Below are 13,662 nucleotides of genomic sequence, written 5' to 3'. Positions count from 1 at the left end.
CGGCCATTATTGTCTGTAGGGAATTGTTCAAATCGCTCTAATGCAATGATGCGTGGAGGAAAAGGGGAAGATGGCGGGCAGTTTCGAAATACTCAAGGCCGGGACGAACACGTTCAGGTTCCGACTCACAGCCGATGACGGCACAGTTGTGGCAGTGTCGCCACAGTTTCCCAATTTGAAGGCTGTCGTGGCCGGTATCAACGCGGTCCGCGAAAACGCGGCAACCGGATTCGTCGTAGACCGGAGGAATCTGGGCACCTGAGCCTCCCCGCAGTACAACCAAAAATACAGTTGGCGGCAGAGTTCTTCGTGAACACTGCCGCCAACTGTCTTATTGCCTTGTCATGCTTCGGCTGTTAGGCGTCGCCGCCCGCTCCGCCGGTGGTGCCGGCGTTCACATCGAGCAGCTTGTAACGGTCAATGGCGTACGACGGCGCACCCTCCTCGACTTCGCCCCTCGCCGCCAGCAACTGGAGGGTTTTGGCGACGATGGAGTGGGTGTCGTTTTTGAAGTAGCGGCGGGCGGCTTGGCGGGTGTCGGAGAAGCCGAAGCCGTCTGCTCCGAGGGAGGCGAAGTCGTTGGGGATGAATTGGCGGATTTGGTCGGGGACGGCTTTCATGTAGTCGGACACGGCGATGACGGGTCCGGTGGTGCCGGCGAGTTGTTCGGTGATGAACGGGGTGCGGGCGGGTTGGCCGGGGTTGAGGAAGGCGTGTTCTTCGGCGGCGAGTCCGTCGCGTCGGAGTTCGTTCCAGGACGTCACGGACCAGACTTCGGCGGCGACGCCCCAGTCCTGGGCGAGGATCCGGGCGGCTTCCAGGGCCCAGGGTACGGAGACTCCGGAGGCGAGGATGTTCGCGGTGGGCCGGTTGGTACCTGTGTTGGCGGCGCCATTGGTGTTTTCCGGGGCGGGGGCGAGGCGGTAGATGCCCTTGATCAGGCCGTTGATGTCCAGGTTTTCCGGTTCGGCGGGTTGGGTGATGGGTTCGTTGTAGACGGTGAGGTAGTACATCACGTTGCGGTCTTCACCGGTGCGGTCTGTACTGTCCTCGCCGTACATTTCTTCGAGGCCGTGGCGGATGATGTGGCCGATTTCGTAGCCGTAGGCGGGGTCGTAGGTTTTCACGGCGGGGTTGGTGGAGGCCAGGAGGGGGGAGTGCCCGTCGGCGTGTTGGAGTCCTTCGCCGGTGAGGGTGGTTCGTCCTGCGGTGGCGCCGATGATGAAGCCGCGGGTCATTTGGTCCGCGGCGGCCCAGAAGGAATCTCCGGTGCGTTGGAAGCCGAACATGGAGTAGAAGACGTAGATCGGGACCAGGGGTTCGCCGTGGGTGGCGTACGCGGTGCCGGCGGCGGTGAATGCTGCGACGGCGCCGGCTTCGTTGATGCCGGGGTGGATCAGTTGCCCGGCGGGGGATTCCTTGTAGGCCAGGACGAGGTCCCGGTCCACGGAGAGGTAGTTCTGGCCCTTGGGGTTGTAGATTTTCGCGGTCGGGAAGAACGCGTCCATGCCGAAGGTGCGTGATTCGTCCGGGACGACGGGCACGAACCGGGCCCCGAAGTTCTTGTCCCGCATGAGGTCTTTCAGGAGCCGGACGAAGGCCATGGTGGTCGCGGCTTGTTGTTTGCCGGAGCCGCGTTTGGCGACCTCGTAGGATTTGGCTTCGGGCAGGGTCACGGGGGTGTGGGTGCGGCGGCGTTCGGGGACGAAACCGCCCAGTTCTGCCCGGCGTTCCATGAGGTATTTGATTTCCGGGGCGTCCATGCCGGGGTGGTAGTACGGGGGCCGGTAGAGGTCCGCGTCGAGCTGGTCATCGCTGATGGGGATGCGCAGGTGGTCACGGAAGGCCTTCAGGTCTTCCATGGTCAGCTTCTTCATCTGGTGGGTGGCGTTGCGGCCTTCGAAGTGCGGGCCCAGGCCGTAGCCCTTGACGGTTTTGGCCAGGATCACGGTGGGTTTGCCCTTGAACTCGACCGCTGCCTTGTACGCGGCGTAGACCTTGCGGTAATCGTGCCCGCCGCGTTTGAGGCCCCAGATCTGGTCATCGGTCAGGTCAGCGACCAGGTCCTTGGTCTGCGGGGACTTGCCGAAGAAGTGGTCCCGGACGAACCCGCCGGACTCGGCCTTGTAGGTCTGGTAGTCACCATCGGGGGTTTCGTTCATGATTTTCACCAACGCCCCGTCCTGGTCCGCTTCCAGCAGGGAGTCCCATTCCCGGCCCCAGACGACCTTGATCACGTTCCAGCCCGCGCCGCGGAAGAACGCCTCCAACTCCTGCATGATCTTGCCGTTGCCGCGGACGGGGCCGTCCAGGCGCTGGAGGTTGCAGTTGATCACGAAGTTCAGGTTGTCCAGGTTCTCGTTCGCCGCGAGCTGGAGCAGGCCGCGGGATTCGGGCTCGTCCATTTCCCCGTCGCCCAGGAACGCCCAGACCTGCTGGTCGGAGGTGTCCTTGATGCCGCGGTTGTGCAGGTACCGGTTGGACTGGGCCTGGTAGATCGCGTTCATCGGCCCGATACCCATCGACACGGTCGGGAATTCCCAGAAGTCCGGCATCAGGCGCGGGTGCGGGTACGAGGACAGGGCATGGCCTTCCCGGGACTTTTCCTGGCGGAACCCGTCCAGGTCCTCCTCCGAGAGCCGGCCTTCCATGAACGCCCTGGCGTACATGCCCGGGGACGCGTGTCCCTGGAAGAACACCTGGTCCCCGCCCGAGGGGTGGTCCTTGCCGCGGAAGAAATGGTTGAACCCGACCTCGTACAGGGTCGCCGCGCCGGCATAGGTGGAAATATGCCCGCCCACCCCGATATCGGCCCGCTGCGCACGATGGACCATGACCGCGGCGTTCCAGCGCATGTACGCACGGTACCGGCGCTCGAACTCCTCGTTCCCGGGGAATTCTGCTTCCTGGTCCACCGGGATCGTGTTCACATAATCAGTGGTCGTCACCATCGGCACACCCACCGACCGGGCACCGGCACGCTGCAACAACGAACGCATAATGTACTGGGCACGCTCCGTGCCCTGCTCCGCGATCAACGCATCAAGGGACTCAATCCACTCCGCGGTCTCTTCCGGATCACGATCAGGCAGCTGGGCAGTCAACCCGCTGAGGATGTGTGAGGTCTCTTCTCCTGCAGCCACGTCCAACCTCTCTTCATTGAATGTCTGGGCGCTTGCTCTGTGGGGGCGCTCAAGGAATTTCGTATTGTGAGAATAAAATTCTGCAATTCGAGATTACGTCTGCCGATGGGCAGCGTCAACACGGATTACGTAACCGCAACAGTCAACTGGGAAAGGCCGGGTCATTCAACCAAATGTGACCCTCCATACACTTGTGACGCCTTGACGTGACGTGACCTGGGTCATAGAGTACTTTCACTATTCAATAACTTGTTTCCGCTTTGTGGAAACAGTACGAAGTGGAGATCCACGATGCAGACGACTTCATCAGTCGGCGTCACTGAGACTCCGGAAGACAAAACAGCAGGTGGGCCCAACCACCCGGCCGTGGGCAACACGGACCTTTGCGCTATTGCTTCCGAAGCCGCAGGCCGTACCATCAGCCCCAGTCTTTACAACACTGACCTCGCACCCACCAAGGCTGCAGGCCGTAAGTGGACCAGCTACAGCATCTTTACCCTCTGGGCCAATGACGTCCACAGCCTGGGTAACTATGCCTTCGCCATTGGTTTGTTCTCACTCGGACTGGGCGGCTGGCAGATCCTGGTGGCACTGGGAATCGGGGCTATCCTGCTCTTCGCCCTCTTGAACTTCTCCGGATTCATGGGCCAGAAGACCGGCGTCCCCTTCCCCGTCATGAGCCGGATCAGCTTCGGCATCCGGGGCGCCCAAATCGCCAGCCTGGTCCGTGGCGCCGTGGCTGTCGCCTGGTTCGGTATCCAGACATACCTGGCATCGGTGGTACTTCGCGTGATGCTCGTCGCCATGGCCCCGGGCCTGAAGGACCTGGACAGCAACTCCATCCTTGGCCTTTCGACGCTGGGCTGGCTCTCCTTCGTGGCGCTCTGGATCGTCCAGTTGGTCATCGTCAGCTTCGGCATGGAAATGATCCGGAAATACGAGGCCTTCGCGGGTCCCATCATCCTGGTGACCATGGCTGCGATTGCCGTCTGGGTCTTCATTGAGGCCGGGGGCGCCATCCAGTGGAGCGGCATCAAGGGACTCGAGGGCGCCGACATGTGGCTCACCATCTTCGCCGGCGGGGCATTGTGGGTTTCCATCTACGGAACGTTCGTCCTGAACTTCTGCGATTTCACCCGGTCCTCTGTTTCCAGGAAGTCCATCGTTAAGGGCAACTTCTGGGGCATCCCCATCAACATGCTGGTATTCGGTGCAATCGTGGTGGTGATGGCCGGTGGACAGTACAAGATCAATGGCACAGTCATCGAGAGCCCGTCGGATATCGTCCAGAGCATCCCCAATACTCTTTTGCTGGTCCTCGCTTGCCTTGCCTTGCTGATCCTGACCATCGCCGTGAACCTGATGGCCAACTTCGTGGCACCCGTCTACGCACTGACCAACCTTTTCCCGCGGCACCTGAATTTCCGTAAAGCGGCGTGGGTCAGCGGCATCATCGGCCTCATCATCCTGCCGTGGAACCTCTACAACAACCCGATCGTCATCGTGTACTTCCTCGGCGGCCTGGGCGCACTGCTCGGCCCGCTGTTCGGAGTGGTCATGGCTGACTACTGGCTCGTCCGCCGTGGCAAGGTCAACGTCCCGGAGCTCTACTCCGACGATCCCAAGGGCGCGTACTTCTACAAGCGGGGCGTGAACCCCAAGGCCATTGTTGCCATGCTCCCCGCGGCCGCCCTGGCTATTGCAATCGCCTTCATCCCGGGATTGGCTGCAGCGGCGCCGTTCGCCTGGTTCATCGGAGCCGGGGTAGCCGCGCTTACGTACTTTGCCGTGGCTGACAAGAAGCAGGCCCACGACGACGTCTCCGGCGAACCGATCGCCGTCGCCAGCACCCACTGATATAGAGGAAACCATGCGCATCCTTGTCGCAAACGTGAACACTACGCAGTCCATGACCGATTCCATCGCCGCCCAGGCCAGGGCTGTTGCGGCCCCCGGCACTGAGATCGTTGGCATCACTCCGCGCTTTGGCGCCGACTCCTGCGAGGGCAACTTCGAGAGCTACCTTGCCGCGATCGCCGTCATGGATGCAGTGGTCAACTATCCCGAACCGTTCGACGCCGTTATCCAGGCAGGCTACGGCGAGCACGGCCGCGAGGGGTTGCAGGAGCTCCTCGATGTCCCGGTGGTGGATATCACCGAGGCCGCTGCCAGTACGGCAATGTTCCTTGGCCACAAGTACTCCGTGGTTACCACGTTGGACCGTGCCGTCCCCTTGATTGAGGACCGCCTCAAACTTGCCGGGTTGGAGGCACGATGCGCTTCCGTCCGCGCCAGCGGTATGGCTGTACTGGAACTTGAGGAACATCCGGACCGCGCGGTCGAAGCGATTGTGGGCCAGGCCGAGCAAGCTGTCCTCCAGGACAAGGCCGAGGTGATTGTCCTGGGCTGCGGCGGCATGGCCGGCCTCGACGAGCAGGTCCGACAGCGGACCGGCGTGCCCGTTGTTGATGGAGTGGCGGCCGCCGTCACCATCGCTGAGTCCTTGGTTAGGCTCGGCCTCACCACCTCCAAAGTCCGTACCTATGCCACGCCGCGTCCGAAGACTGTCATAGGCTGGCCGATAACAGCAGCCCAGACGGCTGCGGGGCAGCCCGTAGAAGCAGCGCACTGACGCTGCTTGCAGCAGCTGTTTTGAAGGCGATTCCCCGAAAGGCCACCACATGACTGACCCACGCCCGCCCGCAGACCCGAGGGTCGCCGTCGTGACCGGTGCCGGTTCCGGCATTGGGAGGGCCGTTGCGCGGCTCATGCTTGCGGAGGGTTACCGCGTGGCGTTGGCGGGGCGTCGCGAAGCGCAGCTGCTGGAAACCGCGGACAACCATCCGGATGCCCTGGTGGTGCCGTGCGATGTGACAGAGCCCGACGCCGTCGCCCGCCTTTTCGCTGAGGTTCGCCAGCGCTGGGGCCGCGTTGACGTGCTGTTCAATAACGCAGGCATCTTCGGGCCAGCCGGCGATGTTGGCGAGATCGACGTCGATGGGTGGGAGGCCACGCTGCGCGTCAATGTCACGGGCTCCATGCTGTGCGCCGCTGAAGCCGTGAGGACCATGAAGGCCCAGGAGCCGCAGGGTGGCCGCATCATTAACAACGGCTCCATTTCTGCGCATTCACCCAGGCCCAGGTCTGTTGCGTACACGGTGACGAAGCATGCGATGACGGGCCTGACCAAGAGCATTGAGCTGGATGGCCGGAACTTTGGCATCACGTGCGGGCAGATCGATATTGGAAATACCCGTACCGAAATCATGGATACCATCGGCGTTGGCTCAGGTGCTTTGCAAGCCGATGGCAGCCGGCGCGTGGAGCCGATGTTCCCCGTGGAGGATGCCGCGCGTGCGGTGCTCATGATGGCCAATATGCCTGCATCGGCCAGCGTTGGTTCCCTGGTGGTGACAGCCGCTGGCATGCCGTTCATAGGCCGGGGCTAAGTACCCGCCACGCCTGAGTGTGTTGTCCTGACGCTCTTTGCGTCAACCGTGCCCACGGCGCGCCCATATCCTGGGCGTGCCGTGGGTTTTTCCTTGTCAACAGAGGTCAGGAAGCCACGACGCCGCGGCTTGGCAACCAATTGTGACTTTCCGCAATATGGAAATTCAATTTCCCCTTGCGGAATGATGTGAGCGGGCTTACATTTGAAAACAACCCCCAAGTGTGGGGCTGTTCCCAACTGATTGGTTCAGATCAATGAAGATCCCAGACTCTGCGGCGCTGAAGGCGAGTTCGGCCCCGCTGAAGAAGAAGCCACTGTACAAGTCGCTCTTTTTTCAAATCCTGATCGCCGTCGTCGCAGGTGTGCTCATCGGTCATTTCTGGCCGAACCTCGGGTCCACCCTCCGGCCGCTGGGTGATGGATTCATTCAACTCATCAAGATGATCATCGCCCCGCTGATTTTCCTCGTGATCGTCACGGGCATCTCGGCAGTCGGCGACGTCAAGGCGGTCGGAAGGGTCGGGGTCAAAGCACTCCTCTACTTCACCTGCGCCACCCTCTTTGCCCTGGTCTTCGGACTCATCGTGGGCAACATCGTTCAGCCCGGCGCCGGCCTGAACATCGATCCCTCCACGCTTTCCCAGGAAGCCGTGGACGCAAAGACCGGCCACGCCGTTCCCAAGGACGCCGCTGCCTTCCTGCTGGACGTCATCCCCACCAGTGTGATCGGCGCCTTCGCCAACAACAGCCTGCTCCAGGTGCTTTTCTTCTCCGTCTTCTTCGGCGCCGCGATCGTGGTCATTGGCCGCCAGCGCTGCCTGCCCGTGATCAGCCTCATGGAGACCGTCCTGGAGCTGATCTTCAAGATCATGTCCTGGATCATGAAGGTCGCTCCGATCGGTGCCTTCGGCGCCATGGCCTTCATCATTGGCCAGTACGGGCTTGGCACACTCGGCACGTATGCGCTGCTGATCGCATCCTGCTACGGAGCCGCGATCGTCTTTATCGGCCTGCTGTTCCTGGTGGCCTGGGGCTTCGCCCGTGTTCCGCTGTGGCACTTCCTGAAATACACCCGCGAGGAATTCCTGCTTGCACTCGGCACGGCCTCCACTGAAGCGGTCATGCCGCGCATCATGACCAAGTTGACCAACGCCGGCTGCTCCCGGGCAACCACCGGCCTGGTGGTTCCCACCGGCTACTCCTTCAACCTTGACGGCGCAGCGATCTACCTTTCCATCTCCCTGCTGTTCCTTGCCCAGGCGTTCGGCCATCAACTGGACCTCGGTCAGCAGCTGGCCGCGCTGGGTGTGCTGCTCCTGACCTCCAAAGGCATGGCGGGCGTCCCGGGCTCATCGTTCCTGGCCCTCTCGGCCACGGCTGCCGCCCTTGGCATCTTCCCGGTTGCCGGCGTAGCACTCCTCCTCGGTGCCGACCGCCTCATGGACTCCATGCGCGTCGTCGTCAACCTGCTGGGCAACTGCGTAGCCACCTTCGTTGTAGCCAAGTGGGAAGGCCAGTTCGACCGCAGCGTCATGGTCCGTGCCTTCAACGGCGAGATTACCAACGAGGATTCAGCCATCATGCTGGGCCAGGAGGAAGTGTTCGAGGAGCAGGAGCTTGAGCGCCTCAGCGAGGGCCACCACCCCTCACCGAAATTCCGTGGAGGTCCCACAGCGGACGAAATCCCGCAATTCGAGATGAGCAAGCCAGGCCAACCAACCACCCCGGTTTGCCCCGACTAACTCCATGGTTTGTGTACGGCCAATGCCCTTAAGACACGGTCTTGAGGGCATTGGCCGTACACAAGACCCGTCAGAGGGGAAGCAGTTCCGAGAGGTCCGCGCGCAGTCCGGACGCGGCAACGCGGCCAGCCGAAACGGCGTCTCCCCACGAGATCCGGCCGGTAACCAACTCAAGCCAGGTGGCGGCGTCGCACTCTATGACGTTCGGGGGAGTGCCGCGGGTGTGGCGGGGCCCCTCCACGCACTGCGTGACGCCGAACGGGGGCACGCGGACCTCCACCGAATTGCCGGGCGCTCGGGCGGTGACTTCCTCAAGTGAGTAGCGGACCGCCGTCGCAATCAAAGAGCGCGACGGCGGGGTCGCGTCTTCACCCGAGGGCCCGACGGCGGACTGCCAGGCTGCCAGCGCAGCGCGGCCCTCGTCGACGTCAATACGGCGTCGTGCAACTGCCATGGATTCTTTCCTTATTAAATAGGTGACTCAGTCGAGCATCGCGGATACGGCGTGGCCCAGGCGGATCTTGCCCACCGGACGTCCGCCGCCCAGCACGGGTTCCACGACGCGTTCCAGGACGTTGGAAACCGCGGGAATGTCCACCGCGCCACTCACGGCAAGAAGGGTCAAGCCCACCAAGGAAGTAGCGCGGAGGTTGCCGTCCAGCATCTTGACCGCCACGGTTGCGCCGGTGGACGTGGCGAGGACCAGGATGCCTTCGGCGCCGATCTTGGCCAGGACGTCCAGCTCTTCCATGACGATCGTGTTTGATTCGCCCTTCCCCTGGACCGCCCACGGGTAGTCCAGCATGGAGGTGGCGATGGTGGCGGCGCGTGCGTTCGAGGAAGAATCGCCCGGTGACTTCGCCAACCGCGAATACGCCCGCGCCAGTCCTGTGAGCGAAATCGCCGCAACGGGTGCCCCGCAGCCATCAATGCCCAAGTGCGAGATCGTTTCGCCGCTGTATTCCTCGATCACGGACCGCACACGCTGCTGCAACGGATGATTCGGCTCAAGGTAACTGCGAAGGTCCCAGCCGTTTTCCGTGCAGGCCCAGAGGAAAGCCGCGTGCTTCCCGGAACAATTGAAGGCAAGCCTGGTCTGGCCGCGCTCGGAACGGACCAGCCAATTGCGGGCGGTTTCGTCCTGCGGCCAGGCTGTGGGGCACTGAAGCTGATCCTCGCGGACGCCTGCGGCTTTGAGCATTCCCTCCACCACGTCCATGTGGTCCAGTGAACCGGTGTGGCTTCCGCAGGCGACAGCCACCTGCGCGCCCCTGAGCGGGACGCCGGACTGCATGGCAGCGAGGGTTTGGAATGGTTTCAGGGTGGAGCGGGCCAGGATGGGAGCATCGATGTCACCCAGCCGGGTGACCACGCTTCCGTCGCCGGCAAGGACAACGGCAGCACCGATGTGCCGGGACTCTATGAAGCCACTGCGTTCGATGACTGCCAGTTCGACGGCGGACTCAACGTTGAACGTTTCATGCGAACTCATGGGCATGAGCCAAGTCTAGGGCGCGAGCACTGTGTTCCCCGGTCACATGCCCGGTCCGGGCGCGGTCCCGGATCCGGTCATCCATTGCCGGGAGACGACACAGCTTAGGCCCCGCGCCCTACACAAAGTACCCTTGAAGACTGTGAAGGTACTCGTCATTGGCCCAGGCGGCCGCGAACACGCCATTGTCCGCTCTCTGCTTGAAGATCCCAACGTTTCCGAGGTCCACGCGGCTCCGGGCAACGCGGGCATCAGCAAACTCGTTCCCACGCACGCAATTGACGGGAACAGCCCGGAAGCGGTGACCGCGCTCGCCACCAAGCTGGCCGTGGACCTGGTTGTCGTCGGTCCGGAGGCTCCCCTGGCCGCCGGTGTGTCCGACGCCGTTCGTGCCGCCGGGATTCCGGTCTTCGGACCCAGCAAGGAAGCAGCCCAGCTCGAAGCGTCCAAGGCCTTCGCCAAGCAGATCATGGCTGAAGCCGGCGTTCCCACGGCCATGGCCCGCGTTGCCACCAATGCAGAGGAAGCCGCCGATGCCCTGGCTACGTTCGGCGCTCCGCACGTTGTCAAGGACGACGGCCTCGCCGCAGGCAAGGGCGTTGTGGTCACCAACGACCGCGAGGAAGCACTCGCGCACGCGCAGGCTTGCTTCGACGCCGGTGGAACAGTTGTCATCGAAGAGTTCCTCGACGGCCCCGAAGTTTCCCTGTTCGTCCTCTGCGACGGCCGCACTACCGTTCCCTTGTCTCCGGCGCAGGACTTCAAACGCATCTTCGATAACGACGAAGGCCCCAACACCGGCGGCATGGGTGCCTACACGCCACTCGAGTGGGCTCCCGAAGGCCTGGTCCAGGAAGTTATCGACCGCGTCGCCCAGCCCACCGTGGATGAGATGGCACGCCGGGGCACACCCTTCATCGGTGTCCTCTACTGCGGCCTTGCACTCACTTCGCGCGGCACCCGCGTCATCGAGTTCAACGTTCGCTTCGGAGACCCCGAAACGCAGGCAGTGCTCGCCCGGCTCAAAACTCCGCTCGGTGCGCTGCTGCTGGCAGCTGCCAAGGGCGAACTGGACACCGCTGAGGAGCTGCGCTGGTCCAAGGACACGGCAGTCGCCGTCGTCGTGGCCGCCGAAAACTATCCTGATACTCCCCGCACAGGCGATCGCATCCGTGGCCTGAAGAAGGTGGATGAGCTCGAAGGCGTCCACGTTGTCCACGCCGGCACCAAGCTGGATGAGGAAGGCAAAGTGGTTTCGGCCGGCGGCCGCGTCCTCGCAGTGGTCGCGCTCGGTTCCGATCTGGTGGAGGCCCGCGAAAAAGCGTACGACGGCGTGGAGTTGGTTCAGCTTGAAGGCTCACAGTTCCGCACGGATATCGGAGGCAAAGCCGCCCGCGGCGAAATCCGGGTGCCCTACGCAGCAACCGGAACCATCCCGAAAGTACAGGCCTGAGCATGACTGACTCGCTCCCCACGGGCGGTTTCAAAACCGAGACCCTGCAGCTTCCCGGATGGACGCACGTCTATTCCGGCAAGGTTCGCGACCTCTACGTTCCCACCGATGAATCCATCACCGAAAAGGTCGGCCAGGAATGCGTACTGGTGGTTGCCAGCGACCGCATCAGTGCTTACGACCATGTCCTGAGCAGCGAAATTCCTGACAAAGGCCGCATCCTGACGCAGCTCAGCCTGTGGTGGTTCGACCAGCTGGATGTTGAGCACCACGTGCTGGCGTCAACCGTTGAGGGTGGCGTTCCCGCGGAGGTTGAGGGCCGGGCCATGATCTGCAAGAAGCTGGAGATGTTCCCGGTGGAGTGCATCGCCCGTGGCTACCTCACCGGTTCCGGGCTGGAGGAGTACAAGCACTCCCGCACCGTCTGCAACATCCCGCTTCCCGAGGGGCTTGTTGACGGTTCCCGCTTGGAGAAGGCACTGTTTACGCCATCTGCCAAGGCCGACGTCGGCGAGCACGACGTCAACATCACCTATGACGACGTCGTTGCCATAGTCGGGGACGATATCGCCGCCCGCCTCAGCGAACTCACGCTGAAGATCTACACCCGCGCCGAGGAGATCGCCCGCGAACGCGGCATCATCCTCGCCGATACCAAGGTGGAGTTCGGCCTCGACACGTACACGGGCATCATCACACTCGGCGATGAAGTCCTCACCCCGGACTCCTCCCGCTTTTGGGACGCCTCCACTTATTCGCCGGGCAAGTCGCAGCCCTCCTATGACAAGCAGTATGTCCGTGACTGGCTGACCTCGGCCGAGTCCGGCTGGGACAAGTCCTCGGACACGCCTCCGCCGGCCTTGCCCGCTGAAGTCGTGGAGCGCACCCGTGCCCGCTACGTGGAAGCGTACGAGAAACTCACCGGGCGGACGTTCGCCTAAGCTTCCCCCCAACTGGGTAGCAGATAAGGCCGTTTTGAGCACTCAAAACGGCTTTATCTGCTACTTACTTGGGTTTAGCTGGCTTCGGAGTGCGCTTCGGGGTGTGATGCAGCGGCGCGGCGTTCCGCCAGACGGATCTCCAGGACAGCATCCATGGCTTGCTGGACCCGGTCCGAGGCGCCGGCTGCACTGAAGTCGTGCTGGGCCTCTTCCAGGTAGTGCAGGGCCTCCGTGGTTTCACCTGCTGCCTTCAAGGACTTTCCCAGCAACAGGGAGACCTCTCCAGCCGTGTGGCGAGCCAACACCTTGCGGTCCTTGTAGATCTCGCGAAGCTTGTCCACCGCGGCCGGAATATCGCCCGTCAGGTACAGCCAGCGGGCGCGGATAAACGCTACTTCAAGCTGGTCCGTCTTGTTTCCCCCGACGATGGACAATGCCAGCTCAGCACGTTCAATCGCGGATAGGGTTTCGGGCTCAACAATGCCGGAGGACAACCTGACGGCCGCCGATGCCTTGTTGAAACGGGCCCACAGTTCGATGTCGTTGGCCGGGGAGAGCAGCTTCGCCGCGCGCTCGTGGTGCTTGATGCCCTCCACGTAGTCGTGTCGCATGAAAGCAACGTTGCCCACTACCCACGCGACCTCGCCGGCCAGTTGGGACATGGAGTGCTCGTCCATGTGCTCGATCATGGTCAGGCAGTACTGCCATGCTTCATCCAGCTTGCCGCTCTCCGCGAGGGCGCCGATCAGCGCGCGGTGCGCGCCGATGATCAGCGTGGATCCCTTGGGCAGCTGTTCGGACAGTTGCACGGCCTTCTTTGCATGCTCGACGGCGGTGGCCAGCTGACCCTGTCCGTGACAGACTGCGGCAAGCATCTGCCATGCCCGCACGCCAAGGCCCGCGGATTCCGTGGCCATGGGATGTTCCAGCAAGTGCTCAACAATTTGTTGGCATTCCTTGAGCTGGCCTTGCTTCATCACACACTCGGCTTGCATGTAGGTCATGTTCCACCAGGCGCTGTTGTTCTTCGCCTCGAGGGCGATCTGCGCCGCAGTGGCTGCGTGGCTTGCTGCGAGTTGGTAGTCGCGCAGGTCCCACGCCTGCCGGGCATACAAGCCGGCGAGCACGTACTCTGCATCGCTCACCGAAACGGGTTGGCTCCAGGCTTCCAACGCCTTGGGTGCCAGCTCAAGCCTGCGTGCCAGCTCCTCGATGACCTCGGCAGTCGGCTCGCGTCGACCTGTTTCAAGCAGCGAAATGTAGCTCGGGGAATACAGGTTTTTGCCCAGTTCTGCCTGCGTCAACCCGCGTTCGAGCCGTTCGGCACGTAGCTTCTCGCCGAATCCGTTTCCCACGGGGCCCTCCTACAGGTGTCTTTTGACCTAAACCTTGACAGTCTCTGTGGAAAACATTTTACAATGTATGTCAACAGGGACCGTG

General features: G+C 62.5%; 11 protein-coding genes. 7 read left to right on the top strand and 4 right to left on the bottom strand.

Translation table 11 applies throughout. The annotated features are described in order from the left end of the window. Nucleotides 1–70: 70 nt before the first annotated feature. Nucleotides 71–262 (top strand): DUF1508 domain-containing protein, encoded by a 192-nt coding sequence (locus LDN82_RS18385; RefSeq protein WP_223934473.1) that lies wholly within the window; start codon nucleotides 71–73, stop codon nucleotides 260–262. A gap of 94 nt (nucleotides 263–356) precedes the next feature. Here the strand turns inward: LDN82_RS18385 and aceE are convergent, their stop codons facing one another. Then, nucleotides 357–3,143, bottom strand: coding sequence for a pyruvate dehydrogenase (acetyl-transferring), homodimeric type (gene aceE, locus LDN82_RS18380; protein ID WP_224165328.1), 2,787 nt, complete (start codon nucleotides 3,141–3,143; stop codon nucleotides 357–359). A gap of 291 nt (nucleotides 3,144–3,434) precedes the next feature. Here aceE and LDN82_RS18375 point away from each other — a divergent pair, with 291 nt between their 5' ends. From LDN82_RS18375 to LDN82_RS18360, 4 genes are all read left to right on the top strand, one after another. Next, on the top strand, nucleotides 3,435–5,000 hold the full coding sequence (locus tag LDN82_RS18375) for an NCS1 family nucleobase:cation symporter-1 (RefSeq protein ID WP_224165327.1): 1,566 nt from the start codon (nucleotides 3,435–3,437) through the stop codon (nucleotides 4,998–5,000). A 13-nt stretch (nucleotides 5,001–5,013) separates the two neighbouring features. Next, entirely contained in the window at nucleotides 5,014–5,775 is a 762-nt protein-coding gene (locus tag LDN82_RS18370; protein ID WP_224165326.1) for an aspartate/glutamate racemase family protein, read from the top strand. A gap of 49 nt (nucleotides 5,776–5,824) precedes the next feature. Beyond that, nucleotides 5,825–6,592, top strand: a complete 768-nt coding sequence (locus tag LDN82_RS18365; protein WP_224165325.1) for an SDR family oxidoreductase — start codon at nucleotides 5,825–5,827, stop codon at nucleotides 6,590–6,592. A gap of 256 nt (nucleotides 6,593–6,848) precedes the next feature. Beyond that, nucleotides 6,849–8,336, top strand: a complete 1,488-nt coding sequence (locus LDN82_RS18360) for a cation:dicarboxylase symporter family transporter (protein WP_224088871.1) — start codon at nucleotides 6,849–6,851, stop codon at nucleotides 8,334–8,336. 70 nt (nucleotides 8,337–8,406) lie between these two features. On the opposite strand, the gene LDN82_RS18355 is transcribed toward LDN82_RS18360, so the two are convergent. Then, nucleotides 8,407–8,790, bottom strand: coding sequence for a sterol carrier family protein (locus LDN82_RS18355; RefSeq protein WP_224165324.1), 384 nt, complete (start codon nucleotides 8,788–8,790; stop codon nucleotides 8,407–8,409). 27 nt (nucleotides 8,791–8,817) lie between these two features. Then, nucleotides 8,818–9,834: an asparaginase gene (locus tag LDN82_RS18350; protein ID WP_224165323.1), complete on the bottom strand. Its 1,017-nt coding sequence runs from the start codon at nucleotides 9,832–9,834 to the stop codon at nucleotides 8,818–8,820. 136 nt (nucleotides 9,835–9,970) lie between these two features. Here LDN82_RS18350 and purD point away from each other — a divergent pair, with 136 nt between their 5' ends. Further along, the gene (gene purD / locus LDN82_RS18345) at nucleotides 9,971–11,281 is read left to right on the top strand and encodes a phosphoribosylamine--glycine ligase (protein WP_224167573.1); all 1,311 of its coding nucleotides are present in this window, start codon (nucleotides 9,971–9,973) and stop codon (nucleotides 11,279–11,281) included. Between the two features lie 2 nt (nucleotides 11,282–11,283). Further along, nucleotides 11,284–12,222: a phosphoribosylaminoimidazolesuccinocarboxamide synthase gene (locus LDN82_RS18340; protein ID WP_224165322.1), complete on the top strand. Its 939-nt coding sequence runs from the start codon at nucleotides 11,284–11,286 to the stop codon at nucleotides 12,220–12,222. Between the two features lie 74 nt (nucleotides 12,223–12,296). Here the strand turns inward: LDN82_RS18340 and LDN82_RS18335 are convergent, their stop codons facing one another. Beyond that, nucleotides 12,297–13,577: a helix-turn-helix transcriptional regulator gene (locus LDN82_RS18335; RefSeq protein ID WP_224165321.1), complete on the bottom strand. Its 1,281-nt coding sequence runs from the start codon at nucleotides 13,575–13,577 to the stop codon at nucleotides 12,297–12,299. Nucleotides 13,578–13,662 lie beyond the last annotated feature (85 nt).

Origin of the sequence: Arthrobacter sp. StoSoilA2 (genome assembly GCF_019977195.1) — a bacterium.
Lineage (GTDB): Bacteria > Actinomycetota > Actinomycetes > Actinomycetales > Micrococcaceae > Arthrobacter.
Note: the sequence above shows the minus strand (reverse complement) of the source record. Positions and strands in the feature narration are given on the sequence as shown.